At 66.9% G+C, this 24,326-nt stretch carries 23 protein-coding genes and 4 tRNA genes; 16 read left to right on the forward strand and 11 right to left on the reverse strand.

Annotated features, from left to right (window positions below; genetic code table 11):
* Window positions 1-14: 14 nt before the first annotated feature.
* Window positions 15-782, reverse strand: coding sequence for a DODA-type extradiol aromatic ring-opening family dioxygenase (locus tag RTK35_RS09635; RefSeq protein ID WP_142008550.1), 768 nt, complete (start codon window positions 780-782; stop codon window positions 15-17).
* Between the two features lie 102 nt (window positions 783-884).
* On the opposite strand from RTK35_RS09635, the gene RTK35_RS09640 reads away from it, so the two are divergent.
* Window positions 885-1,544: a thiopurine S-methyltransferase gene (locus RTK35_RS09640; protein WP_142008552.1), complete on the forward strand. Its 660-nt coding sequence runs from the start codon at window positions 885-887 to the stop codon at window positions 1,542-1,544.
* Window positions 1,545-1,608: 64 nt separating this feature from the next.
* On the opposite strand, the gene htpX is transcribed toward RTK35_RS09640, so the two are convergent.
* The 4 genes from htpX to RTK35_RS09660 all read right to left on the reverse strand — a co-directional run bounded on the left by htpX (window position 1,609) and on the right by RTK35_RS09660 (window position 4,997).
* Window positions 1,609-2,481 carry a protease HtpX gene (htpX, locus tag RTK35_RS09645; RefSeq protein WP_142008554.1) on the reverse strand — a complete coding sequence of 291 codons (873 nt, stop codon included), beginning with the start codon at window positions 2,479-2,481 and terminating at the stop codon, window positions 1,609-1,611.
* A gap of 89 nt (window positions 2,482-2,570) precedes the next feature.
* Window positions 2,571-3,023 carry a hypothetical protein gene (locus RTK35_RS09650; protein ID WP_044399724.1) on the reverse strand — a complete coding sequence of 151 codons (453 nt, stop codon included), beginning with the start codon at window positions 3,021-3,023 and terminating at the stop codon, window positions 2,571-2,573.
* A 2-nt stretch (window positions 3,024-3,025) separates the two neighbouring features.
* Window positions 3,026-3,772, reverse strand: coding sequence for an SDR family NAD(P)-dependent oxidoreductase (locus tag RTK35_RS09655; RefSeq protein WP_316907862.1), 747 nt, complete (start codon window positions 3,770-3,772; stop codon window positions 3,026-3,028).
* 13 nt (window positions 3,773-3,785) lie between these two features.
* Window positions 3,786-4,997: a pyridoxal phosphate-dependent aminotransferase gene (locus RTK35_RS09660; protein WP_316907863.1), complete on the reverse strand. Its 1,212-nt coding sequence runs from the start codon at window positions 4,995-4,997 to the stop codon at window positions 3,786-3,788.
* 182 nt (window positions 4,998-5,179) lie between these two features.
* Between RTK35_RS09660 and msrB the strand changes: the two genes are divergently transcribed.
* The 3 genes from msrB (at window position 5,180) to RTK35_RS09675 (ending at window position 6,651) form a co-directional block, all read left to right on the forward strand.
* Window positions 5,180-5,575: a peptide-methionine (R)-S-oxide reductase MsrB gene (msrB, locus tag RTK35_RS09665; protein WP_316907864.1), complete on the forward strand. Its 396-nt coding sequence runs from the start codon at window positions 5,180-5,182 to the stop codon at window positions 5,573-5,575.
* A 120-nt stretch (window positions 5,576-5,695) separates the two neighbouring features.
* Window positions 5,696-6,181 carry a glutathione peroxidase gene (locus tag RTK35_RS09670; RefSeq protein ID WP_044399714.1) on the forward strand — a complete coding sequence of 162 codons (486 nt, stop codon included), beginning with the start codon at window positions 5,696-5,698 and terminating at the stop codon, window positions 6,179-6,181.
* Window positions 6,178-6,651: a MarR family winged helix-turn-helix transcriptional regulator gene (locus RTK35_RS09675; RefSeq protein ID WP_316907865.1), complete on the forward strand. Its 474-nt coding sequence runs from the start codon at window positions 6,178-6,180 to the stop codon at window positions 6,649-6,651. The genes RTK35_RS09670 and RTK35_RS09675 overlap by 4 nt, the downstream gene beginning before the upstream one ends.
* On the opposite strand, the gene RTK35_RS09680 is transcribed toward RTK35_RS09675, so the two are convergent.
* Window positions 6,632-8,959: an ATP-binding protein gene (locus RTK35_RS09680; RefSeq protein ID WP_316907866.1), complete on the reverse strand. Its 2,328-nt coding sequence runs from the start codon at window positions 8,957-8,959 to the stop codon at window positions 6,632-6,634. The genes RTK35_RS09675 and RTK35_RS09680 overlap by 20 nt on opposite strands.
* A 94-nt stretch (window positions 8,960-9,053) precedes the next feature.
* Here RTK35_RS09680 and RTK35_RS09685 point away from each other — a divergent pair, with 94 nt between their 5' ends.
* Both RTK35_RS09685 and RTK35_RS09690 read left to right on the forward strand, forming a co-directional pair.
* Entirely contained in the window at window positions 9,054-9,941 is an 888-nt protein-coding gene (locus tag RTK35_RS09685; RefSeq protein ID WP_316907867.1) for an ATP-binding protein, read from the forward strand.
* Entirely contained in the window at window positions 9,941-10,423 is a 483-nt protein-coding gene (locus RTK35_RS09690) for a GAF domain-containing protein (RefSeq protein WP_074973904.1), read from the forward strand. The genes RTK35_RS09685 and RTK35_RS09690 overlap by 1 nt, the downstream gene beginning before the upstream one ends.
* A gap of 47 nt (window positions 10,424-10,470) precedes the next feature.
* Here the strand turns inward: RTK35_RS09690 and RTK35_RS09695 are convergent, their stop codons facing one another.
* Together RTK35_RS09695 and RTK35_RS09700 are read right to left on the reverse strand one after the other, a co-directional pair.
* Entirely contained in the window at window positions 10,471-11,133 is a 663-nt protein-coding gene (locus tag RTK35_RS09695) for a glutathione S-transferase family protein (protein WP_182850255.1), read from the reverse strand.
* Between the two features lie 36 nt (window positions 11,134-11,169).
* A complete protein-coding gene (locus tag RTK35_RS09700; protein WP_044399696.1) occupies window positions 11,170-11,937 on the reverse strand; it encodes a hypothetical protein in 768 nt (255 codons plus the stop codon).
* Between the two features lie 235 nt (window positions 11,938-12,172).
* On the opposite strand from RTK35_RS09700, the gene RTK35_RS09705 reads away from it, so the two are divergent.
* The 4 genes from RTK35_RS09705 (at window position 12,173) to RTK35_RS09720 (ending at window position 12,540) form a co-directional block, all read left to right on the forward strand.
* Window positions 12,173-12,248, forward strand: a tRNA-Glu gene (locus RTK35_RS09705).
* Window positions 12,249-12,263: 15 nt separating this feature from the next.
* Window positions 12,264-12,339 (forward strand) — tRNA-Gly (locus RTK35_RS09710).
* Window positions 12,340-12,373: 34 nt separating this feature from the next.
* Window positions 12,374-12,449 (forward strand) — tRNA-Glu (locus tag RTK35_RS09715).
* 15 nt (window positions 12,450-12,464) lie between these two features.
* Window positions 12,465-12,540: transfer RNA gene (locus tag RTK35_RS09720), tRNA-Gly, on the forward strand.
* A 119-nt stretch (window positions 12,541-12,659) separates the two neighbouring features.
* Here RTK35_RS09720 and RTK35_RS09725 read toward each other — a convergent pair.
* Together RTK35_RS09725 and RTK35_RS09730 are read right to left on the reverse strand one after the other, a co-directional pair.
* Entirely contained in the window at window positions 12,660-13,070 is a 411-nt protein-coding gene (locus RTK35_RS09725; protein ID WP_044399693.1) for a PA2817 family protein, read from the reverse strand.
* A gap of 75 nt (window positions 13,071-13,145) precedes the next feature.
* The gene (locus RTK35_RS09730; protein WP_316907868.1) at window positions 13,146-15,593 is read right to left on the reverse strand and encodes an acyl-CoA dehydrogenase; all 2,448 of its coding nucleotides are present in this window, start codon (window positions 15,591-15,593) and stop codon (window positions 13,146-13,148) included.
* Between the two features lie 149 nt (window positions 15,594-15,742).
* On the opposite strand from RTK35_RS09730, the gene RTK35_RS09735 reads away from it, so the two are divergent.
* The 6 genes from RTK35_RS09735 (at window position 15,743) to RTK35_RS09760 (ending at window position 23,355) form a co-directional block, all read left to right on the forward strand.
* Window positions 15,743-16,423 (forward strand): transglutaminase-like domain-containing protein, encoded by a 681-nt coding sequence (locus RTK35_RS09735; protein WP_208273822.1) that lies wholly within the window; start codon window positions 15,743-15,745, stop codon window positions 16,421-16,423.
* A 110-nt stretch (window positions 16,424-16,533) separates the two neighbouring features.
* Window positions 16,534-17,154, forward strand: coding sequence for a glutathione S-transferase (locus RTK35_RS09740; protein WP_316907869.1), 621 nt, complete (start codon window positions 16,534-16,536; stop codon window positions 17,152-17,154).
* An 89-nt stretch (window positions 17,155-17,243) separates the two neighbouring features.
* Complete coding sequence (locus RTK35_RS09745; RefSeq protein ID WP_044399683.1) at window positions 17,244-18,176, forward strand: ABC transporter ATP-binding protein; 933 nt, start codon at window positions 17,244-17,246, stop codon at window positions 18,174-18,176.
* On the forward strand, window positions 18,173-18,952 hold the full coding sequence (locus RTK35_RS09750; protein WP_044399681.1) for an ABC transporter permease: 780 nt from the start codon (window positions 18,173-18,175) through the stop codon (window positions 18,950-18,952). Before RTK35_RS09745 ends, RTK35_RS09750 begins: the two co-directional genes overlap by 4 nt.
* A gap of 306 nt (window positions 18,953-19,258) precedes the next feature.
* Window positions 19,259-20,278: an efflux RND transporter periplasmic adaptor subunit gene (locus RTK35_RS09755; RefSeq protein WP_316907870.1), complete on the forward strand. Its 1,020-nt coding sequence runs from the start codon at window positions 19,259-19,261 to the stop codon at window positions 20,276-20,278.
* Window positions 20,275-23,355: an efflux RND transporter permease subunit gene (locus RTK35_RS09760; RefSeq protein WP_316907871.1), complete on the forward strand. Its 3,081-nt coding sequence runs from the start codon at window positions 20,275-20,277 to the stop codon at window positions 23,353-23,355. Before RTK35_RS09755 ends, RTK35_RS09760 begins: the two co-directional genes overlap by 4 nt.
* Here RTK35_RS09760 and RTK35_RS09765 read toward each other — a convergent pair whose 3' ends face one another.
* Window positions 23,356-24,276, reverse strand: coding sequence for a LysR family transcriptional regulator (locus tag RTK35_RS09765; RefSeq protein WP_044399673.1), 921 nt, complete (start codon window positions 24,274-24,276; stop codon window positions 23,356-23,358). It abuts the gene before it with no gap.
* Window positions 24,277-24,326: the final 50 nt, after the last annotated feature.

The raw sequence follows: 24,326 nt of genomic DNA on the forward strand, positions 1-24,326 counted from the left end.
CATGGCGGTGTGCTTCAGCCGAAGCGGTAGATGTCCATGCCCAGTGCACCGAGGGTGAAGCCGCTGTGGGCCAGGCTGAATGCGCCGCCGGCTCCGCGTGCGAAGTACAGCGGCAGCAGGTGCTCGTCGCTGGGGTGGCTGCGGACTGCATTGGGCGCCTGGGTGCGGTAGTGGTGCAGGGCGTCTTCGTCATCGCGTGCCAGGCGCTCGACCATCCAGTCGCGGAAGGCCTGGGCCCAGTCGGAGCCGTGGTCGTCCTGCGCGTGCCAGTCCAGCTCCCGCAGGTTGTGGGTGATGCTGCCGGAGCCGATCAGCAGCACGCCGTGGTCGCGCAGGGCGGCCAGGGCACGGCCGACCCGGGTCTGGAAGGTCGGGCCGAGGCGGCTGGGCAGGGACAGTTGCAGCACCGGGATGTCCGCTTCCGGGTACATCAGCGACAGCGGCACCCAGGCGCCATGGTCGAGGGGGCGCTGGTCATCGATGGCGGCGTCCAGGCCGGCGGTCTTCAGCAGCCCCTGGACTTCGCGCGCCAGCTCGGGTGCGCCGGGGGTGGGGTACTGGACGGCGTAGAGCGTCGGCGGGAAGCCGTAGAAGTCGTGCCAGGTCTCGGGGTGGGCGGCGCCAGTCAGGCTCAGGCCCTGGCTCTCCCAGTGCGCGGACACCACCAGGATGGCGCGCGGGCGCGGCAGCTCGGCCGCCAGGCGGGCGAGGGCGGGGCCGCTGGCGCCGGGTTCCAGCGCGAGCATGGGGGAACCGTGGGAGATGAACAGGGTAGGTAGCATCCGGGGCGTCCTCCGTTAGGATGGGCGCCATGTTCTGCGCTGGACGTATCGACTTCCAGCATAAAATTCTGCGCGTATCTATCGAATCATCAGGAGGATCAGGTGGAAGAGTCATTCTGGCAGGCACGTTGGCACAGCAATCAGATCGGGTTCCATCTCGATGAGGTCAACCCCTGGCTGCTGCGGCATTGGCACGCCCTGGCGCTCCCTGCCGATGCGCAGGTGCTGGTGCCGCTCTGCGGCAAGAGCCTGGACCTGCTGTGGCTCGCTGACCAGGGCCATCGGGTGCTGGGCGTGGAGCTGGCAGAGAAGGCGGTGCTGGATTTCTTCGCCGAATGGGGCGTGGAGCCGGAGGTGAGCGAGGTCGGCGCGTTGCGCCGTTTCAGTTCGGGGCGGGTAGAGATCCTCCAGGGGGACTTCTTCGCCCTGACGCCCGAGGACACCCGGGATTGCGTGGCGCTGTATGACCGGGCAGCGATCATCGCCTTGCCGCCGGCCATGCGCGACGCCTATGTCGCGCACCTCGCTCGCCTGCTGGCGCCGGGTTGCCGGGGGTTGATGGTGACCCTGGAGTACGAGCAGTCGCGGCTCGATGGCCCGCCGTTCTCGGTGCCGGAGGAGGAGGTGCGCGCGCGCCTGGAGTCGGATTGGTGCGTGGAGCTGCTGGAGCGGGAAGACGTGCTGGAGAAGAACTGGAAGTTCGCCTCGCGCGGCCTGGACGCCTTGCACGAGCCGGTGTTCCGCTTGCAGCGCAAGGGCTGAGGCTCGGCGATGGCGAATGAAAAAGGGCAGCCAGTGGCTGCCCTTTTCGTTGGCTTCGGTTGGATCAACCGCGGCGGCGCAGGGCCTCGATGCGGTCTTCCAGGGGCGGGTGGCTCATCAGCAGGCCGGCCAAGCCGTTCTTCAGGCCACCGTTGATGCCGAAGGCGGTCAGGCTGTCGGGCATCTGCACCGGTACGCCTTGCTCGGCGCGCAGGCGCTGCAGGGCGCCGATCATGGCGTTGGTGCCGGCCAGCTGTGCGCCGGCTTCGTCGGCGCGGTACTCACGTTTGCGCGAGAACCACATGACGATGATGCTGGCGAGGATGCCCAGGACCAGCTCGGCGAAGATGGTGGCGATGAAGTAGCCGATGCCATGGCCCTCTTCGTTCTTCAGGATCACCTTGTCGACGAAGTTGCCGAAGATACGCGCGAAGAACATCACGAAGGTGTTCACCACGCCCTGGACCAGCGCCAGGGTCACCATGTCGCCGTTGGCCACGTGACCGATCTCGTGGGCCAGCACCGCCTTCACCTCATCGGGCGAGAAGCGTTCCAGCAGGCCCTGGCTGACGGCGACGAGGGCGTCGTTGCGGTTCCAGCCGGTGGCGAAGGCGTTGGCCTCGTAGGCAGGGAAGATACCCACCTCGGGCATCTTGATGCCGGCCTGGCGGGACAGCTCCTCGACGGTCTGCAGCAGCCACTGCTCGTGACGGGTACGGGGCTGGGTGATGATCTCGGTACCGGTGCTCATCTTCGCCATCCACTTGGAGATGAACAGCGAGACCAGGGAGCCGGCGAAGCCGAACACGGCACAGAACACCAGCAGGCTGCCGTAGTTCTGGCCGGTGAAGCGATCTACCCCCAGCAGTTTCAGCGTGATGCTGGCAATCACCAGGACTGCAAGGTTGGTGGCCAGGAACAACAGAATTCGCATCATGATTGGGGCGGTCTCCTCACGGCGGAAAGCGGTTTGATATGCGGGGGTATATAAGGTTCGGGCGAGGGCGATTCAACCGAACCCTTATTTCAAACTGTGTCGCCTGCCGCGCCGTCGGGGCCGCTGAACAGCAGGCGTGACAGCCGCGCGATGCGTTCGCTGTTGCGGCTGGCCAGTGCTTCGCGCAGCTGGTGGGCGAGGGTGCCGTGCACCCGGCGCACGCTCGGCGGCAGGGCGCCTTCGTCGCCGACCGCATGGGGAATGCTGCGTGACAGGCGCAGGAAGCCCTTCTCCGTGAGCACGGCCTGGTCCAGCGCTTCGTAGCGGATGGTGCTCTCGTAGCGGATGTAGCCTTCCTCGGCCAGCCAGATCAGGGCGCCCAGGCAGCCCTGGTGGCGTTTACTGGGCAGGCCGAACTCGTCCGGCTCCTCGTGGCCGATCAGGTCCTCCACGTACAGCGCGGATTTGCGGGGGAAGGCGAGGTAGAGCGTCAGCATGCCGGCTGCGCAATCCTTGTAGAAGTCGTCGATCTGCAGGTCCATGGTCAGAGTGCTCGCGCCAGCAGCGCGTTGGGGAGCAGCGGCAGCAGGCGGCCGATCAGCGCCCAGGGCCAGCCGGGTACGTAGGCGCGGCGGGTCTGGCGCTCGATGTGCTGGGCGATCAGCCGGGCGCCGCGCTCCACGTCGATGAGGAAGGGACGCGGCCCTGCTCCCTGGTTGATGGGGGTGTCGATGTAGCCGGGCAGCAGCAGGGTGGTGCGCAGGGGGCTGCGGTACAGCTCCAGTTCGAGGGCTTCCATGTAGCTGATCAGCCCGGCCTTGCTCGCCGAATAGCCGGCGGTGGCCGGCAGGCCGCGCTTGCCGGCAACCGAGGCCACGGCCACCAGGTGGCCATAGCCCTGCTCGCGGAACAGCTGGGCGGCGGCGTCGAGGCAGGCGATGGTGCCGATCAGGTTGGTCTCCAGGGTCTGCTGGAAGCGCTCGAAACGGCCTGTGCCGACCTTGCCCGCCAGGCCGATGCCGGCGTTGGCGATGAGCCCGTCGAGCCCGCCCAGGGCGTTCTTCGCCAGGCCCACGGCGTCCTGGCAGGCGGCGTAATCGGTGACGTCGAGGGGCAGCACGGCGATGTTCCGACCGTGGTGCGCGCGCAGCTCTTCGGCGAGTTGCTGGAGGGCTTCCTCCCGGCGTGCCGCCAGGGCCAGGTCATGTCCCCGTGCAGCCAGCTCGCGGGCCAGGGCCATGCCGATGCCGGAACTGGCGCCGGTGAGCAGGTAGCGGCGGGGCTGGCCCATGGCGGTGCTCCTTTTACTGGCGGTAGGTCTTGAGGAAGTTGCCGATGCGGCCGATGGCCTGCTCCAGGTCGTCGACGCGGGGCAGGGTGACCACGCGGAAGTGGTCCGGCCACGGCCAGTTGAAGGCAGTGCCCTGGACGATCAGCAGCTTCTCGGAGAGCAGCAGGTCGAGTACGAATTTCTCGTCGTTGTGGATCGGGCAGACCTTCGGATCGATGCGCGGGAAGGCATAGAGCGCGCCCATGGGTTTGACGCAGCTGACGCCGGGGATGTCGTTGAGCAGTTCCCAGGCGCGGTTGCGCTGCTCCAGCAGGCGGCCGCCGGGCAGGACCAGGTCGTTGATGCTCTGGTAGCCGCCGAGTGCGGTCTGGATGGCGTGCTGGCTCGGCACGTTGGCGCACAGGCGCATGTTGGCCAGGATGTCGAGGCCTTCGATGTAGCTCTGGGCGCGGTGCTTGGGCCCGGAGATGGCGATCCAGCCGGAGCGGAAGCCGGCCACGCGGTAGGACTTGGACAGCCCGTTGAAGGTCAGGCAGAGCACGTCCGGCGCCAGGGAGGCGGTGGAGATGTGCTGGGCTTCGTCGTAGAGGATCTTGTCGTAGATCTCGTCGGAGAAGATCACTAGGTTGTGTTGGCGGGCCAGCTCGACGATCTCCAGCAGCAGCTCGCGGGAGTACACGGCGCCGGTGGGGTTGTTGGGGTTGATCAGCACCATGGCCTTGGTGTTGGAGGTGATCTTCGCCTTCATGTCGGCGATGTCCGGGAACCAGCCGGCCTGCTCGTCGCACAGGTAGTGCACCGGCTTGCCGCCACCCAGGGCCACGGAGGCGGTCCAGAGCGGGTAGTCGGGGGCCGGGATCAGCACCTCGTCGCCATTGTTCAGCAGGGCCTGCAGGGCCATCACGATCAGCTCGGAGACGCCGTTGCCCAGGTAGATGTCCTCGATGCCGACGCCTTCCACCTGCTTCTGCTGGTAGTACTGCATGACGGCCTTGCGGGCACTGAACAGGCCCTTGGAGTCGCTGTAGCCCTGGGCGGTGGGGAGGTTGCGGATGACGTCCTGGAGGATTTCCTCCGGCGCTTCGAAGCCGAAGGGGGCCGGGTTGCCGATGTTCAGCTTGAGGATGCGGTGGCCTTCCTCTTCCAGACGCTTGGCGTGCTTGAGCACCGGCCCGCGAATGTCGTAGCAGACGTTGGCGAGCTTGTTGGATTTGCTGAACTGCATGGTTCTGAGGGTCCCGAATGTGTTGATGCGCCGGGGGCGGCCGCTGGGGCAGTGGAAGGGGCGGATACCTTGGCAGCCGGCAGCGCCGCTGCCAGACTGGCGCCCGAAGGCACGCATGATACGTGCGGCCCGATGGCCGGAAAAGGTACGGGTCGGGCTTTTTTCCGCAACGAGGTGACCCTATGGAAAAGCTGGACAAACCCCTTGAAGCCTGGCGCGAAGAGCTGACCGACGCGCAGTTCCACGTCTGCCGCCTGGGGGGCACCGAACGGCCCTTCACCGGCGAATACAACGGCACCAAGACGCCCGGCATCTACCACTGCGCCTGCTGCGGTGCGGCGCTGTTCGATTCCGATGCCAAGTACGACTCCGGCAGCGGCTGGCCCAGCTACTTCCAGCCGGTGGACGACCAGGCCGTCGCCGAGCTGGAGGACTTCAGTCACGGCATGCACCGCGTCGAGGTGCGCTGTGCCCGTTGCGAGGCCCACCTGGGGCATGTCTTCCCTGATGGACCCAGACCGACCGGCCTGCGCTACTGCATCAATTCCGTGGCGCTGAAGCTCGTACCTCGGGACTGAATGCCAAAGCCCGCCGCCGGCGGGCTTTATTTTTTCTCAATTGAATTGCGTGCAATTTAGTTGGGCGCTATTTTTGTCGCGACTTTCCCTTCCCGACCTTCATTAACTGAGGCACGCACCATGAGCGATCGGCTTCTCGACATTCCCGTCACCACCATCAAGGGCGAACAGAAGACCCTGGCGGACTTCGGCGGCAAGGCGCTGCTGGTGGTCAACACCGCCAGCAAGTGCGGCTTCACCCCCCAGTACAAGGGGCTGGAAGCGATCTGGCAGCAATACCGCGACAAGGGCCTGGTGGTACTGGGCTTCCCCTGCAACCAGTTCGGCAAGCAGGAGCCGGGTGACGAAGGGGCGATCTCGGAGTTCTGCGAGCTGAACTTCGGCGTGACCTTCCCGCTGTTCCGCAAGATCGAGGTGAACGGCGCGGGGGCCCACCCGCTCTACGTCGCGCTGAAGAAGCGGGCGCCGGGCCTGCTGGGCAGCCAGGGCATCAAGTGGAACTTCACCAAGTTCCTGATCGACGGCGAGGGTCGTGAGGTCAAGCGCTTCGCGCCCACCACCAAGCCCGAGGAACTCACCGCCGAGATCGAAGCGCTGCTGAAATGAAGCCGTTGCCGTCACCGCCCGAGGCGGACCTGCTGCTGGAGAACCAGCTCTGCTTCAAGCTCTATGCCGCCTCCCGCCTGGTGATCCGGGGCTACCGGCCGTTGCTGGAGCGCCTGGGGCTGACCTACCCGCAGTACCTGGCGATGCTGGTGCTCTGGGAGTGGCAGGCACGGCCGCCCGAGCAGCCCACGGTGAAGGCCCTGGGAGAGCGGCTGATGCTGGATTCCGGCACCCTGACGCCGTTGCTCAAGCGCATGGAGCAGCTGGGTCATGTGCAGCGGCGCCGGGCGGCCCAGGACGAGCGCGAGGTGCACCTGGCGCTCACCCCCTCGGGGCTGGTCCTGCGTGACGAGACGGCGGCGCTGCGCGCGCAACTGATCTGCGACAGCGGGCTGGACCTGGACGAGATGGTCGAGCTGCGCGCTTGGCTCTCCGAGCTGCTGGAGCGCTTCAGCGGGTTGGCTGGGTAGCCGGCAGCCAGTTGTCCAGCAGGGTCACCAGGTCTTCCCGGCGGAACGGCTTGGCCAGGTAGTCGTCCATGCCGGCGGCGCGGCAGCGTTCGCGCTCGTCCGGCAGGGCGTTGGCCGTCAGCGCGACGATGGGCAGGCCGGGCCACTGGCCGCTCTGGCGAATGCGCCGGGTGGCTTCGTAGCCGTCCATGATCGGCATGTTGCAGTCCATCAGCACCAACTCCACCGGCTCCCTCGCCAGCACTTCCAGCGCTTCGCCGCCGTGGCTGGCCACCAGCACCTCGCAGCCGAGCTTGCTGAGCATGCCCTTGGCTACCAGCTGGTTCACCGCGTTGTCTTCCACCAGCAGCACGCGCGCGGAGTGGTGCGGGCGCGGCCGTTGCTCGCTGCTGGGCTGGGCGGTGTGCTCATGGGGGTGCAGGCTGCGATGCAGGGCCTGGTAGAGGGTGGAGCGCGAGATCGGACGGGCCAGCTGCTGCAACGGGGCCAGCGGCGCGGCGCGCTCGGCGGGCAGGAAGCTGCCGTAGCCGGTGACCAGCAGGATCGGTGTCGGACCGGCCTCGCGCAGGCGGGGCAACTGCTCGGGGGCGTCGGTGATCACCTGGTCCCACGGGCCGTCGTCCAGGGAAGCGTCGGTGTTGCGTCGCTCATAGTGGATGCCCCAGATCGGCAGCCAGACCTTGAGCAGGTCCGACAGGCCGCTGCCGGCAGAGCACAGGGCCAGGACGCGTCCCTTGAGGGGAGGCGGCAGCATGGCGGGGGTGTCCGTGAACAGGGGCAGTTCTGCGCTGAACTGGCTGCCGAGGCCTTCTTCGGAATGCACCTGGAGGCGGCCCTCCATGGCTTCGCAGAGGCGGCGGGTGAGCGCCAGCCCGAGGCCGGTGCCACCGAATTGCCGGGCGATCCCCGCGCCGCCCTGGGCGAAGGGTTGGAACAGCTTCGGCAGGGCTTCGGCGGAGATGCCGATGCCGGTGTCCCGCACGCTGATCACCACACCCTGGTCGCCAGCCGGCGTGACCCGCAGGTCCACCCGGCCGACACGGGTGAACTTGAGGGCGTTGGAGAGCAGGTTGCTGACGATCTGCCGCACCCGCGTCGGGTCGCCCATCACCAGGGAGGGCAAGCGCGGGTCCACCAGGCAGCTCAGTTCCACGCCGGGCGCGGCGTTCTGCGAGAGCAGGCTGGCGGTGTCCTCCACCAGCACGCCGAGGTCGAAGGGGATGGCCTCCAGCTCCAGCTGGCCGGCCTCGAACTTGGACAGGTCGAGGATGTCGTTGAGCAGCTCCACCAGCACGCTGCCGGAGTCGTGGGCGATGGTCAGCTGCTGGCGCTGCTCGGGGCTCAGGGGGCCGTCGAGGGTGAGCGAGAGCATGCCCAGCAGGCCGTTGAGCGGGGTGCGGATCTCGTGGCTCATGTTGGCCAGGAAGGCGGCACGGGCCTGGGCGGTCTCCAGGGCGCTGGCGCGGGCCATTTCCAGCTCGGCGTTGGACTGGCTGAGGCGGCGGTTGGTGGCCTTCAGCTCGGCAGTGCGGGCCGAGACGATGTTCTCCAGTTCGGCCAGGTACTGCGTGAGGCGGTCCTCCGCGTCCCGGCGCTGGCCCATCTCGGCCATGAGGCTGGCCAACTGGCGGTTGATCACGTCCACCAGCACACCGATCTCGTCATGCTCGTGGCCGGGCGGGTAGGGCAGGCGGTTCTCGCCGGGGGAGCGGGTATCCCGCTCGCTGAGCCCACGGATCAGCCCCACCAGGGGCTTGGTCAGCATGCTGTAGAGCAGCACCAGCAAGATCAGCGACAGCAACAGGCTGCGCACGAAGCCGGACACCAGGGTCAGCATGGAGCGGCGCAGGAAATGGTTGCCGAAGGCGAAGGTGTCCACCTCCAGGCGCAGCAGGCCCAGGGCTTCCTCGGGGGCGTGGGTGATGAACAGCGGGTCCTGGAATTCGCGGCGGGCGCCAAAGAGGAAGTCGCTGAACACCCGGTAGTCGCTGCGCGCAGCGGGGCGAGCGACGCTGGCCAGCACGGTGCCGCTGTTGTCGATGATCTCGGCGCGGATCACCGCTGGCGAGCGCAGCAGCCCGGCCACCAGCTCCTGGGCCAGTTCGGCGTCGATGTTGTAGGCGATGCGGGCAGCAGGGTTGTGGCTGATTTCCAGCAGGGCGCGGATTTCCCTGTCCAGCGAGGCGTTCTCGCTGGCGTAGTCGATGCCGACCTGGATGATGCTGAGCAGTGTTCCGAGGATGAAGGCCACCAGCACGGTGAGGCTGGCCTGCTTGAACGACAGGCGTTGGGTCAGCGGGATATCCATTGGGGGTGATTCGGCCTTGTTCCGTGGGCTTGCCAAGCATAGCCTATCCCACCTTTCGGCCATCCGGCTGTGCCTTATTACAAGGAGTTGGAACGTGGATTCCCGATTGCTCGACTTCCTCGAACGCGCCGACGCGGTGCTGGCCCGCCTCGAGCCGCTGCTGCCGGCGGAGCGCCCGGTCATCGACTGGGAACGTTGCCTGGCGGCGCGCTGGCACCGCGACGGGCGCAGCGGCTTCCTGCAGCCGCTGGAGGTGAGCCTGGACCTGGATCTCGACGACCTGATCGGCGTGGACCCGCAGCGGGACACCCTGGCGCGCAACACCCGCCAGTTCGTCGACGGCCTGCCGGCCAACCATGCCCTGTTGTGGGGGGCGCGGGGCACGGGCAAGTCTTCCCTTGTCCGGGCGCTGCTCGCCGCTCATGCCGGAGAAGGGCTGCGCCTGGTGGAGATCGAGCGTGACCACCTGGCCGACCTGCCCCGCGTGGTGGAGCTGCTTGCCGGGCTGCCGCAACGCTTCGTGCTGTTCTGCGACGACCTCTCGTTCGAGGCGGGCGAGGGCGACTATCGGGTGCTCAAGAGCGTGCTCGATGGCTCCCTGGAGCGGGCGCCGGACAATGTGCTGCTCTATGCCACGTCCAACCGCCGCCACCTGGTGCCGGAGAAGCAGAGCGACAACGAGAACTGGAAGATGGTGGACGGCGAACTCCACCCCAACGAAGCGGTGGAGGACAAGATCGCGCTGTCCGACCGCTTCGGCCTCTGGCTCTCCTTCTATCCCTTTACCCAGGAACACTTCCTGGCGGTGGTGCGCCACTGGATCAGCTCCCTGGCCGCTACCGCCGGGCTGGAGTGGGCCTGGGATGAAATCTTGGAGAAGGAAGCCATCCGCTGGGCCCTCGGGCGCGGCAACCGTAACGGCCGTTGTGCCTATCAATTCGCCCGCCAATGGGTTGGCCGGGCGCTGCTGGAGACTGCTTGATGATCGATCTGAAAACCGCCGGTGCCGGCCTCGACGGCTACGCGCTACTGGCGGCGCAACTGGAATCCCTGCTGGCCGACGAGCGTGATTTCATCGCCAACGCCTCGCAGTTCGCGGCGTTCCTGTTCAATGAGCTGCCCGACCTGAACTGGGCCGGCTTCTACCTCAACAAGAACGAGCAACTGGTGCTCGGGCCGTTCCAGGGCAAGGTCGCCTGCGTACGGATTCCCTTCGACAAGGGTGTCTGTGGTGCGGCTGCCCGCACCCGCGCGACCCAGCGTGTGGAGGATGTGCATGCCTTCCCCGGCCATATCGCTTGCGACAGTGCCTCCAACAGCGAGCTGGTGGTTCCGCTGGTGAAGAACGGCGTGCTGATCGGGGTGCTGGATCTGGACAGCCCGAGCGTCGGGCGTTTCAGCGAGGCGGACCAGGCGGGCATCGAGAACCTGGCGTCGATCTTCCTGCGGTTGACCGACTGCTGAGGGAAAATCCCGGCACCATGGCGGTGCCGGGATAGGCAGGGCAGGGATCAGGCCTTGCCGGAGAGCTTGTCGATCATGCGTTGCTCACCCGGCAGCACGGCCTGGACCGACTCCCGGGCGCGGATGCGCTGGTAGTGGGCGGCCAGCGCCGGCCAGCGGCTGGCGTCGATGGTTTCGCCGCCGTGTTCCATGTTGATCAACTGGCAGCACAGGGCCAGGTCCGCCATGGTTGGGCCTTCGCCAACGAAGTAATCCGCGTTGCCCAGGGTTTTTTCCAGGTAGTCGAAGTGCGGCGGCAGCTTGTCCAGAAGCGCTGCCTTTATCGCTTCCTCGTCCGACGGTTTGCCCATGGTGGGCTTGAGTACCCGGTTGCGGAACACCGTGAAGGTGGTGAGCGGGGCGAGCTCGTAGTCGGCGTACTTCTCCAGCCAGCGGATGCGCGCGCGCTGCTGCGCATCGGTGCCATACAGCGGCATAAGCTCCGGATGTTTCTCTTCCAGGTACTGGCCGATCACGCTGGAGTCGGCGAGGGTGAAGTCGCCATCACGCAGCGCGGGAATGCGGCCCAGCGGGTTCAGTTCCCGGTACCAGGCCGGTTGGCCGAACGGGGTTATGATCTCCAGCTGGTAGTCCAGCGCCTTCTCCAGCAGGCACAGGCGAACCTTGCGCACGAAAGGGGACAGGGGCGCGCCGTACAGGGTGATGCTCATCGTTGTTGTCCTCGTCTGAGCAGGGCGGGGTGCGGATCAGTCGTAGATGTTCTTCTTCTTCCACATGTCCTCGTCGTCCAGCTGGTCGAGGCCGGCGGTGAGTTCGCTCGGCTCTTCGGGGGCAGGCTTCTTGTCGAGGGAGAGGGCATCGGCACGGGCCAGCTGCGCTTGCAGGGCCTGCAGCTGGGTCTTGTAGCGGGCCGGATCGGGCTGCTTCTGCAGGTACTGCACGCCGCGCTCGAAGGCCAGGCGGGCCTGGCGCGGCTGGCCGTCATGCAGGGCCTGGGCGCCGATATTGGTGAAGAACTCGATGTGCAGCTGAACCAGCATGCCGCGGATGTCGTTGACCCAGCGCTTGGCATCGGCCACCGGCAGGTAGCCGTCCTTCGCCGAGCGGGTGAGCTGGCCGTGCAGGGACTCCAGCTGGAAGCGCACTTCCTTGGCCTGGGCTTCGTTGAGCACCTTGATCGGCGCATTGCGGATCGGCATGCCTTCGCCCAGGTTCACCAGGCCGCGCAGCTCTTCTATCTGCACCTTCAGTTGTGCATTGCCTTTATCCAGGGGCAGGAGGCGTTCGCAGAACAGCAATTGCAGGCGGGTGAGGGTGAGCTTCAGCTCGGGCGTCATGAACTGGCCGGGCAGGGATTCGGACAGGTCGGCGCAGCGGCGCAAGCGGTCCTGGAGGTCGGCGCGCTGGCGGGCCTTCTCCAGCTTGCTGTTTTCCACCACATGGTTGGCATAGCCGATAACCAGCAGCAGAACGATGCCGGCTATTACCACCAGGGTGATCAGGAGTGGGGACATCTTCTTACAGCTCCCGTGGATTGAGCGTTTCGCCGGAGTGTAGTGGCTTGGCTTGTCCCCTCATAGCTCTGCGTCATGTTTTGGCCTGAAGTCTTTGATTTTGAAAAGTTTTTGATAGAGGGTTGACGGCTGTCGAATGGCTCCCTAGAATGCGCGCCACTTCGACGCGATGCCCGAAAGGCAAAGCGAAAGAAGCCGGAAGAAAGCGTCAAAGCTGTTGTAAGTTCCGGGCCGCGTCCCCTTCGTCTAGTGGCCTAGGACACCGCCCTTTCACGGCGGTAACAGGGGTTCGAGTCCCCTAGGGGACGCCAATTTTCGGTTGTATTGCGGGAATAGCTCAGTTGGTAGAGCACGACCTTGCCAAGGTCGGGGTCGCGAGTTCGAGTCTCGTTTCCCGCTCCAGTTTGTTCAGGCAGTGCTTGATAAAGCGTTGTTTGTCCCCTTCGTCTAGTGGCCTAGGACACCGCCCTTTCACGGCGGTAACAGGGGTTCGAGTCCCCTAGGGGACGCCAGTTTTACAGTTGCATGCGGGAATAGCTCAGTTGGTAGAGCACGACCTTGCCAAGGTCGGGGTCGCGAGTTCGAGTCTCGTTTCCCGCTCCAGATAGACAAGAACGCCGCTCATCGAGCGGCGTTTTTGTTCGTGCCGTGAAAAGTGCCTGCCTCTTCGCCTGCCTTGCTGATTCCACCGACCGCCCCGAAGAGCGGCCAGTGGTCATCGCTCAGTGCTTGCTGGCGTCGTCGCCCAGGGCGAGCAGCTGTTTTTCCTGGTTCCAGTCGAACGGTTCGTCGTTCTCTTCCGCCTCGAAGCGGCGCTCATCAAGGCGCTGGAACAGGGCGATCTCCTCATCCGGCATGAAATGCAGGCAGTCGCCGCCGAAGAACCACAGCAGGTCGCGTGGCACCAGGTGGGCGATCTGCGGGTAGCGGTGGAAGACCTGGCTGATCAGGTCCTGGCCCAGGTACTGGCTGCCTTCCGGGTCGCGGGGCAGTTCGGTGATCAGCTCGTCGAAGCGCTCGACGAACAGGGCATGGTTCTCTTCGGGAACCTGCTCGGCCTCGCCCAGGGCGACCAGGATGCCGCGCAGGTGGTGGAGCAGGGCGAGGTGATGGTCGAGGTAGGGGTTGGACATGGCGGTACATCCTGGAACGAATCAATGAACGGGCGCGGAGTATAAGGCCCTCCGCGCCCGCTGTCCCGCCGGGGCTCAGCGCACCTTGCCTGCCGTTGGCAGCAGCTCCTCCTTGTCGAAGTCATCCACGTCGATCACCACCCGCCGCGCGGCCTCGGCGGCGCGCAGGCGCTGGGCCGCCTCGGCGTCCAGCACGCCGGCAGCCAGGGCAGCGTCCACCGGGTGTTCGCCGGCCGTCGGCTTGACGCGTCCATCCTTCAGCGCCTTGTGCAGCTCCCGCTGCAGCGGCTGGACGTCGGCGAGCGCGTCCACGGCGCGCTGCAGGGCCGCTACTGGATCGCCCTCGGCGGAAGGCCGGAAGCAGCCGACCAGCACGCTTTCCAGCGCCGGGTCGCCCCGGTCGCGACCGAGGATTTCGGCCACTTCGGCATCCAGCGCATCCGACGGACCCTTGTGGCGACGGCCAAGCGGGAACACCAGCACCTGCAACAGGCAGCCGAGGATGCGGCTGGGGAAGTTGGCGAGCAGGCCCGCCAGGGCATCCTCGGCCTTGCCCAGGGATTCCTCCAGGGACCAGCGCACCAGCGGTCGCAGGTGCTCCGGGTGGTCCAGGTCGTGGTAGCGCTTGAGCGCGGCAGAGGCCAGGTAGAGGTGGCTGAGCACATCACCCAGGCGGGCGGACAGGCGCTCGCGGCGCTTCAGCTCGCCCCCCAGCAGCATCATGCTCAGGTCCGCCAGCACGGCGAAGGCAGCGGCGAGCCGGTCGAGGCTGCGGAAATAGCCCTGGGCCAGGGCATCCCCCGGTGCGGGGCTGAGACGCCCTGCGCCCAGGCCCAGCAGCAGGGTGCTGGCGGCGTTGCTCACGGCGAAGCCGACATGGCGCAGCAGCAGATCGTCGAACTCCTCCAGCGCACGCTCGCGGTCCTCGCGGGCGGCCAGGGCCATCTCCTTGAGCACGAACGGATGGCAGCGGATGGCGCCCTGGCCAAAGATCATCAGGTTGCGCGAGAGGATGTTGGCGCCTTCCACGGTGATGAAGATCGGCGCGCCCTGCCAGGAACGGCCTAGGTAGTTGTTCGGGCCCATGATGATGCCCTTGCCGCCGTGCACGTCCATGGCGTGGCCGATGCACTCGCGGCCACGTTCGGTCAGGTGGTACTTGAGGATGGCCGAGAGCACCGAGGGCTTCTCGCCCAGGTCCACCGCGTTGGCGGTGAGCATGCGCGCGGCGTCCATCAGCCAGGCGTTGCCGCCGATGCGCGCCATGGCTTCCTGGATGCCTTCGAAGGCCGACAGCGGCACGTTGAACTGCTCGCGCACACGGGTGTACTGACCGGTCACCAGGCTGGTGTACTTGGCGGCGCCGGTGCCCACCGCCGGCAGCGAGATGGAGCGGCCGACGGAGAGGCAGTTCATCAGCATCATCCAGCCCTTGCCGAGCATGGCCTGGCCGCCGATCAGGTAGTCCAGCGGGACGAACACGTCCTTGCCGGAGTTGGGGCCGTTCATGAAGGCAGCGCCCAGGGGCAGGTGCCGGCGGCCGATGTTCACCCCGGGGGTGTCGGTGGGGATCAGTGCCAGGCTGATGCCCAGGTCTTCCTCGTCGCCCAGCAGGTGGTCCGGGTCGTAGGCCTTGAAGGCCAGGCCGAGCAGGGTGGCTACCGGGCCGAGGGTGATGTAGCGCTTCTCCCAGGTCAGGCGCAGGCCGATCACTTCCTCGCCGTTCCACTGGCCCTTGCAGATGATGCCGGTGTCGGGCATTGCCCCGGCATCGGAGCCGGCCAGCGGGCCGGTGAGGGCGAAGCAGGGGATTTCCTCGCCGGTGGCCAGGCGCGGCAGGTAGTGCTGGCGCTGCTCGTCGGTGCCGTAGTGCAGCAGCAGTTCGGCGGGGCCGAGGGAGTTGGGCACCATCACCGTGGAGGCGAGGTCGCCGCTGCGGGTGGCCAGCTTCATGGCGACCTGGGAGTGGGCATAGGCGGAGAAGCCCTTGCCGCCGTATTCCTTGGGAATGATCAGGCCGAAGAAGCCGTGGGCCTTGATGTGCGCCCAGGCTTCCGGGGGCAGGTCCATGCGCTGGCCGATGTCCCAGTCGCTGACCATGGCGCACAGCTCTTCAGTGGGGCCGTCGATGAAGGCCTGCTCCTCGGCGGTGAGCGCCGGGCGCGGGTAGTCGAGCAGCGTGTTCCAGTTCGGGCGACCGCTGAACAGCTCGCCATCCCACCAGACGGTGCCGGCCTCGATGGCGTCGCGCTCGGTCTCCGACATGGGCGGCAGCACGCGCTGGAACCACGCGAACAGCGGGGCGGTGATCAGCTTGCGGCGCATGTCCGGCAGGGCCAGGGGCAGGGCCACCGCGAGCCAGAGAATCCAGAGGATCGCCAGCAGCCAGCCGGGCGAGTTGCTGAACACCCCCATGGCCAGCAGGTACAGGGCGACCGCTCCGAGGGCGGGCAGGGGAGCGATGCGGCGGTGCGCCAGCCAGGCGACCCCCAGTACCAGAACGAGCAACCAGAGAAACACCATGCTTGATCCTCCTTGAGGACGACGCGGCCGCCGTCACGGGTCAGGGTGTCGCCAGGACGGCGACAGGGGCGTTCAGCTTGGCCGGATCGTCGTGCCGGCAGGGTGGCGCCTGCTTCTAGACTGGGGCCTGTCCCCACGGGAGCAACGCCATGCAGTCCAGCCTACGATCCGGTCGCTTCGTTGATAGTGACCACCCCCTGGTGGTTGAGTTCGCCTTGCGCAATCGCGGCGAAAGCCCGCACCCGCGTGACCAGGCGGTCAGCCTGTACCACGCCGTGCGCGACGGCATCCGCTACAACCCCTACACCTTCAGTCGTGACCCGGAGACGCTCAAGGCCAGCCATGCCTTGATGGCGGGGGCATCCTACTGCGTGCCCAAGGCCATCCTCCTGGCGGCTTGCGCGCGGGTCTGCGGCATCCCGGCCCGCATCGGCCTGGCGGACGTGCGCAACCACCTGGCCACGCCGCGCCTACTGCAACTGCTCCGGAGCGAAGTGTTCGCCATGCACGGCTACACCGAGCTGCACCTGGACGGCCGCTGGGTGAAGGCGACGCCGGCGTTCAACCTGGCGCTGTGCCGGGTCTTCGGCGTGGAGCCGCTGGCGTTTGATGGGGTGCACGACAGCGTCTTCCACCCGTTCAACCGCCAGGGCGAGCGCTACATGGAGTACCTCGCCGACCACGGCCAGTTCGACGACCTGCCGGAGGCCCTGTTCTTCGGCCATCTGCAGCAGGTCTATCCGCACCTGTTCGAGCCGGGCGCCGCCTTCATGAGCGGCGATCTCCAGGCCGAGGCCGCGACACCCGGCGTGTTGGATGCCGAGCCCTGAAGGCCGCGCCACCTCGCTCAGGTCGATAAACGTTATCAATGCAAATGCCTGGTCACCTGCCCGGGCAATGCCTCTAGAATGTCGGCCTGCCAAACAGCTGGAGCCGCGACATGTTGAAGATCTGGGGCCGGAAGAACTCCTCCAACGTGAGAAAAGCCCTCTGGGCCGCCGAAGAGGTTGGTGTGGCCTACGAGTCCATCGACGCCGGGGGCGCGTTCGGCCTGGTCAACGAGCCGGCCTACCGGGCGATGAACCCGAACGGCCTGGTCCCGGTGATCGAAGACGGCGACCTGGTGCTCTGGGAGTCCAACGCCGTCGTCCGCTACCTGGCCGCGCGCTACGCAGCCGGCACCCTCTACCCCGAAGACCCGGCCGTCCGCGCCGTAGGGGACAAGTGGATGGACTGGACCAGCACCACCCTGGCGCCGGTATTCCGCGACCTGTTCTGGGGCACGCTGCGTACCCCGCCGGCCGAGCGCGACCCCGCGCGCATCGCAGCCGCCCTGGCGCGTTGCAGCGAACTGCTGGCCCTGCCCGAGCAGGCCCTGGCGAAACAGCCCTACCTCTCCGGCGAAACCCTGGCGATGGGCGACATCCCCCTGGGCTGCTTCATCTACGCCTGGTTCGAGATGCCCATCGAGCGGCCGCCGCAGCCCGCGCTGGCGGCCTGGTACGAGCGGCTCAAGGCGCGTCCGGCCTACCGCCGTGCGGTGATGACCGCACTGACCTGATGCTAGGCTCACCCCACCGAGCGCTGCGCCGGGCCTTGCCGCCTGGCGCAGCGTCTTTGCACATTCCTGACTGAAGGCACGTTCCCTCCATGACTTCCGCACTGTCCATCCGGCAGCTGACCAAGACCTATGGCAACGGCTTCCAGGCCCTCAAGGGCATCGACCTGGAAGTGGCCGAAGGCGATTTCTTCGCCCTGCTGGGCCCCAACGGGGCCGGCAAATCCACCACCATCGGCATCCTCTCCACCCTGGTTAACAAGACCAGCGGCACGGTGAGCGTGTTCGGCAACGACCTGGACAAGAACCCCTACGCCCTCAAACGCTGCCTGGGCGTGGTGCCTCAGGAGTTCAACTTCAACCAGTTCGAGAAGGTCTTCGACATCGTCGTGACCCAGGCCGGCTACTACGGCATCCCGGCGAAGATCGCCAAGGAGCGCGCCGAGCAGTACCTGACCCAGCTGGGCCTGTGGGAGAAGCGCAACGCCGCCTCGCGCGAACTGTCCGGCGGCATGAAGCGCCGCCTGATGATCGCCCGCGCCCTGGTGCACCAGCCGCGCCTGCTGATCCTCGACGAGCCCACCGCCGGCGTCGACATCGAGCTGCGCCGGTCCATGTGGAGCTTCCTCACCGACCTCAACGCCCAGGGCATCACCATCATCCTCACCACCCACTACCTGGAGGAGGCGGAGCAGCTCTGCCGCCACATCGGCATCATCGACCACGGCACCATCGTCGAGAACACCAGCATGAAGGCGCTGCTGAAGACGCTGCACGTCGAGACCTTCCTGCTCGACCTCAAGGACACCCTCGCCACGGCGCCGGCCCTGGTCGGCTACCCGGTGCGCCTGGTGGATGACCACACCCTGGAAGTGCAGGTGGAGAAGAGCCAGGGCATCACCGAGCTGTTCCGCCAGCTCTCCGCCGTCGGCATCGAGGTGCTGAGCCTGCGCAACAAGACCAACCGCCTGGAGGAGCTGTTCGTGTCCCTGGTCGAGAAGAACCTGTCGAAGGTGGCCATATGAGTTCGGAACTGCGCGCCAACCTGGTCGCCCTCAACACCATCGTCTACCGCGAAGTCCGCCGCTTCACCCGCATCTGGCCGCAGACCCTGCTGCCCCCGGGCATCACCATGGCGCTGTACTTCATCATCTTCGGCAACCTGATCGGCCGGCAGATCGGCGACATGGGCGGCTTCACCTACATGGAGTACATCGTGCCGGGGCTGATCATGATGTCGGTGATCACCAACTCCTACAGCAACGTGGTGTCCAGCTTCTTCGGCAGCAAGTTCCAGCGCTCCATCGAGGAGTTGCTGGTCTCGCCGGTGTCGCCCCACACCATCCTCCTCGGCTACACCATCGGCGGCGTGCTGCGCGGGCTGGCGGTGGGGGTGATCGTCACCCTGCTGTCGCTGTTCTTCACCCACCTGCAGGTGCATCACCTGGGCGTCACCGTCATCGTGGTGCTGCTGACGGCGACCATCTTCTCCCTGGGCGGCTTCATCAACGCGGTGTATGCGCGCAACTTCGACGACATCTCCATCGTCCCGACCTTCGTGCTGACGCCGCTGACCTACCTGGGCGGGGTGTTCTACTCCATCAGCCTGCTGCCGGCGTTCTGGCAGAAGGTCTCGCTGATCAACCCGATCCTGCACATGGTCAACGCCTTCCGCTACGGCATCCTCGGCGTGTCCGACATCAACATCGGCGTGGCCATCGCGCTGATGCTGCTGACCACCCTGGTGCTCTACATCGTCTGCGTGCGCCTGCTGGTGAGCGGACGCGGCATGCGCCAGTAAGCACGGCGCACCTCGCAGGAGCGGCTCTGCGCGCGAAGGCTGATCACCGGCACGCGGGCGGAGCTGGGCAAAACGCAGTACCGGGCGGCATCTTCGTGGGAGCGAATTCATTCGCGAAAAAGGCCCCTTGCGGGGCATCGCGGTTGAAACCGCTCCCACGCCGCCTGGCCCGCCTCCGAAATGCATCCCTCCCGATACAAACCGTCACAGACTGCCTGCATCTTTACGTGCCTCTGACAAAACTCCGCCGATACTCCCGGTAGACTTTTTCATTTTCGACAAAAACGACTCGAAAAGAGGCTGTAGATGATTGTTCGCCGCCGCGTCTGGCCCCTGCTGCTGTTGGGGTTGCTCACCTGTCCAGCGTTCGCTGCCAACCCGCCGCTGGTCGAGGTGGCCGAGCCCCAGCGTGCCCTGGTCCGGGATGAGCTGGTGACCTTCGGGTCCCTGCGCTCCGACGAGTCGGTGACCCTGCGCCCCGAAGTGGACGGGCGCCTGGCCCGCCTGTATTTCCGCGAGGGGGAGGCGGTCAAGGCCGGCGACCTGCTGGTCAGCCTGGACGATGCCATCGCCCGTGCCGAGCTGGACCAGGCCCGGGCCAACCTCGACCTGGCGGAGAAGAGCTACCAGCGCGCCCAGATGCTCTACAAGCGCGGCGCCAGCAACGCCCAGGCCCAGGACGAGGCGCTGTCGCAACAGCAGGCCGCCCGCGCCAGCCTGGCGCTGGCCCAGGCCCGTCTCGACAAGACCCAGCTCCGCGCGCCTTACGACGGTGTGCTCGGCCTGCGCCAGGTCAGCCCCGGCGACTACCTCAGCGCCGGCCAGGACATCGTCAACCTCGAAGTGCTCGACCCGCTCAAGGTGGATTTCCGCATCCCGCAGAAGGCGGTGGCCCAGGTACAACTGGGGCAGACCGTGGAGATCAGCGTGGACGCCTACCCGGGGGAGCGCTTCCAGGGGCGCATCGCCGCCCTCAACCCGCGCCTGGACGAGGTGGGGCGCAGCCAGGCGATCCGGGCCGAGATCGCCAATGCCGACCGGCGCCTCAAGCCGGGCCAGTTCGTGAAGGTCTCGGTGATCCTCGCCGAGCGTCCGGATGCGCTGCTGATTCCCGAGGAAGCGGTGATCCCGGTGGGGCGCCAGCTGTATGTCGCCGTGGTGGTGGACGGCAAGGTGGCGCGCCTGCCGGTGCGCATCGGCCAGCGTCAACGCGGGCGGGCCGAGGTGGTGGAAGGCCTCGCCGGTGACGAGCAGGTGATCACCGCCGGTTGGCAGAAGGCCGCCCCGGGGCAGGAGGTCCGCACCGTCGCGCGGGGCGAGTCATGACCCTCTCCGACCTGTGCATCCGCCGGCCGGTGTTCGCCACCGTGCTGTCCCTGGTGGTGGTCCTGCTGGGGCTGATGGCCTACCAGCGGCTGACCGTGCGTGAGTACCCGAACATCGACGTGCCGGTGGTCACGGTCAACGTCATCTACCCCGGCGCCAGCCCGGAAATCATGGAGTCCCAGGTGGCGCAGCCCATCGAGGACGTGCTGTCGGGCATCCAGGGGCTGGACTTCGTGTCCTCCATCAGCCGCTCGGAAAACACCCAGATCACCGCGCAGTTCCGCCTCGGCAGCAACGCCAACGAGGCGGCCAACGACGTGCGCGACCGCCTCGGGCGGGTGCGCGGCCTGTTGCCGGACGAGATCGACGAGCCGGTGGTGCAGAAGGTCGAGGCCGATGCCCAGCCCGTGGTCTGGCTGGCCTTCTACAGCGACCAGCACAGCGCCATGGCGATCACCGACGTGCTGGAGCGGGTGGTGCAGGACCGCCTGCAGACCATCCCCGGCGTCTCCGAGGTACAGATCCGCGGCGCGCGCACCTACGCCATGCGCATCTGGCTCGACCCGGAGAAGCTCGCCGCCCACGACCTTACCGTGCAGGACGTGGAGGCCGCCCTGCGCCGGCAGAACGTGGAGATCCCCGCCGGCCGCATCGAGTCGGTGCAGCGCGAGTTCAGCGTGCTGGCGGAAACCGACCTGAAGACCCCCCAGCAGTTCAACGACCTGATCATCGACGACCGCCGTGGCTACCTGTTGCGCCTGTCCGACGTCGGCCATGCCGAGATCGGCGCCGCCGACGAGCGCTCCCTGGTGCGCTTCAACGGGCGTCAGGCGGTTTCCCTGGGGCTGGTCAAGCAGGCCACCGCCAATCCGCTGGACATCTCCGACGGCCTCAACGCCGCCTTGCCCGACGTGCGCAGCCTGCTGCCGGACGGCATGGAGATGGCCATCGCCAACGACAACTCGCTGTTCATCCGCGAATCCATCGCCAACGTCTACACCACCATCTGGGAGGCGGTGGTGCTGGTGGTGCTGATCATCTTCCTGTTCCTGCGCTCCCTGCGGGCGACGCTGATCCCGCTGGTGACCATCCCGGTGTCGCTGATCGGCGCCTTCGCCCTGATGGCGCTGATGGGCTTCTCCATCAACACCCTGACCCTGCTGGCCATGGTGCTGGCCATCGGCCTGGTGGTGGACGACGCCATCGTGGTGCTGGAGAACATCCACCGCCACATCGAGGCGGGCCTGTCACCGGTGCAGGCGGCGTTCAAGGGCAGCCGCGAGATCGCCTTCGCGGTGATCGCCATGACTCTCACCCTGGCGGCGGTCTACGCACCCATCGGCTTCATGCAGGGCACCTCGGGCAAGCTCTTCACCGAGTTCTCCTGGACCCTGGCCGGTGCGGTGCTGGTCTCCGGCTTCGTGGCCCTCACGCTGTCACCGATGATGTGTGCCCAGCTGCTCAGGCCGCACCGGGCGGAGCCGCGTCATGGCCGCCTGTACAACCTGATCGAAGGCTTCCTCAACGGGCTGACCTACAGCTACCGGCACCTGCTGGAACGGGTGCTGCGCGCCTGGATGCTGATCGCGCTGTTCCTCGTCGGCGTGCTGCTGCTGTGCCTGTGGATGTTCAGCGGTCTGCGCAGCGAACTGGCGCCCACCGAAGACACCGGCACCATCGTCAGCACCCTCAATGGCCCGGATGGCGCCACCCTGCAGTACACCGCGCGCTATGCCCGGCAACTGGAGGAGGCCTACCGCAGCGTCCCCGAGGCCAACCGCTACATGGTGGTGGTGGGCTTCCCCACCGTGGCCCAGGGGCTTTCCTTCCTCAAGCTGGAGGACTGGAGCGCGCGCAGCCGCAGCCAGTTCGAGATTCGCGATGCCTTGCTGCCCAAGCTGCAGGACATCCCCGGTGTGCGGGCCTTCCCGGTGAACCGCCCGCCGCTGGGGCAGAGCGCGCGCAACCAGCCGGTGAACTTCGTCATCCGCTCGTCCCTGGAGTACGCCGAGCTGCAGCAGTACGTGGACCAGTTGCTGCAGCGGGTGCGCGACTACCCGGGGCTGGAGAGCATCGACACCGACCTCAAGCTCAACACCCCGCAACTCAAGGTCACGGTGAACCGCGAGCAGGCCACCGCCGTGGGCACCGACGTCGCCACCATCGGCCGCAGCCTGGAAAGCCTGTTCGGCAGCCGTCAGGTGACCCGCTTCAAGCAGAACGGCGAGCAGTACGACGTGCTGGTGCAACTGGCGGACGTCGACCGCAGCAACCCGGACGACCTCAACCGGGTCTACGTGCGCGGGCGCGACGGCAGCATGGTGCAGCTCTCCAACCTGATCGAGGTGGAGGAAACCGTCGCCCCCCGGGAGCTGAACCACTTCAACCAGCTGCGTGCGGTGACCCTCAGCGCCAACGTCGGCTCCGGCTACACCCTGGGTGAGGCGCTGGACCACCTGGAGACGGTGGCCCGCGAGGTGATGCCCGCCGAGACCCAGTTCGACTACACCGGCATCTCCCGTGACTTCAAGGCCTCCGGCGCGGGCGTGGCGCTGACCTTCGCGCTGGCGCTGGTGTTCATCTACCTGGTGCTGGCGGCGCAGTTCGAGAGCTTCGTCGATCCGCTGGTGATCCTCTTCAGCGTGCCGCTCTCCATGGCCGGCGCGCTGCTGGCGCTGGAGCTGTTCGGCGGCACCCTGAACATCTATTCCCAGGTGGGGATGGTCACCCTCATCGGGTTGATCACCAAGCACGGCATCCTCATCGTCGAGTTCGCCAACCAGCAGCTGCGCGAGGGGCGTGGCCTGGATGAGTCGGTCATGGAGGCGGCCGTGCAGCGGCTGCGGCCGATCCTGATGACCACCGGCGCCATGGTGCTGGGCTCCCTGCCGCTGGCCATCGCCACCGGCGCCGGGGCGGAGAGCCGCCGGCAGATCGGCATGGTCATTGTCGGGGGGCTGCTGGTGGGCACGTTCTTCACGCTGTTCGTGGTGCCCACGCTGTACCGCAAGTTGCGCCAGTGGCGGCCTATCCGGCCGCTGGCGGAGCGGGAGGCGGGGGAGGCGCTGGGGGCCTGATCAGGCCCGCACGCGCTCCTGCTGGGTGACCTGCTGGCAGATCTCGATGATCTGCTCGCGCATCCAGCGGTTGGCGGGGTCCTGGTCGGTGCTTTCGTGCCAGTAGAGGTGGGTCTCCAGGGCGGGCACGTCGTTCACCGGCAGGTCGACGAAGTGCAGGTCGTGGCGGCGGGCGAAGCGCTCCGGCACGGTCATCGCCATGTCGGTGCTCTGCAGCACGGTGGAAGCCATCATGTAGTGCTGCGAGCGCAGCGCGACCTTGCGCTGGATGCCCATCTTGCCCAGGGCCAGGTCCACGTAGCCCAGGCCGTTGCGGCGGCTGGAGATGTGGATGTGCGACAGCGAGAGGTACTCGTCCAGGCTGATGCGCTCCTTGGCCAGCGGGTGGCCACGGCGCATGGCGCACACGTAGCGGTCGTCCATCAGCTTCACGTGGCGCACCTGCGGGTCGGTGTTCAGCGGCGCGTCGACGGCGAAGTCCAGGCGCCCGGCGGCCAGCTCCTTGGTGGTCTCGCGGCGCTTGGCGAGGAAGCTTTCCACCTGCACTTGGGGCGCCAGGCGACGCAGGCGCTGGAACAGCAGCGGCAGGATCACCGCCTCGCTGAGGTCGGTCATGCTGATGCGGTAGGTCTTGTTGGCCTGCAGCGGGTTGAAGGTGCGGCTCTCCTGCACCGAGACCCGCAGCAGCTGCAGGGCGTTGCGCACCGGGCCGATGATGTTCTGCGCCATCGGCGTGGGCACCATGCCCTGGGCGGTGCGGACGAACAGCGGATCGTTGAAGGTCTCGCGCAGGCGGGCGAGGGCGTTGGACACGGCAGGCTGGGTGATGCCGACGATCTGCCCGGCACGGGTCAGGTTGGCCTCGGTGTAGATGGCGTCGAAGACGATGAACAGATTCAGGTCCACCTTGTTGAGGTTCATGCCGCACGTGCTCCTTGGATTGTTCTTGTCGAGGGATGCACCATATCGCT

The sequence above is a fragment of the Pseudomonas sp. zfem003 genome (assembly GCF_032621675.1).
Taxonomy (GTDB): Bacteria; Pseudomonadota; Gammaproteobacteria; order Pseudomonadales; family Pseudomonadaceae; genus Metapseudomonas; species Metapseudomonas otitidis.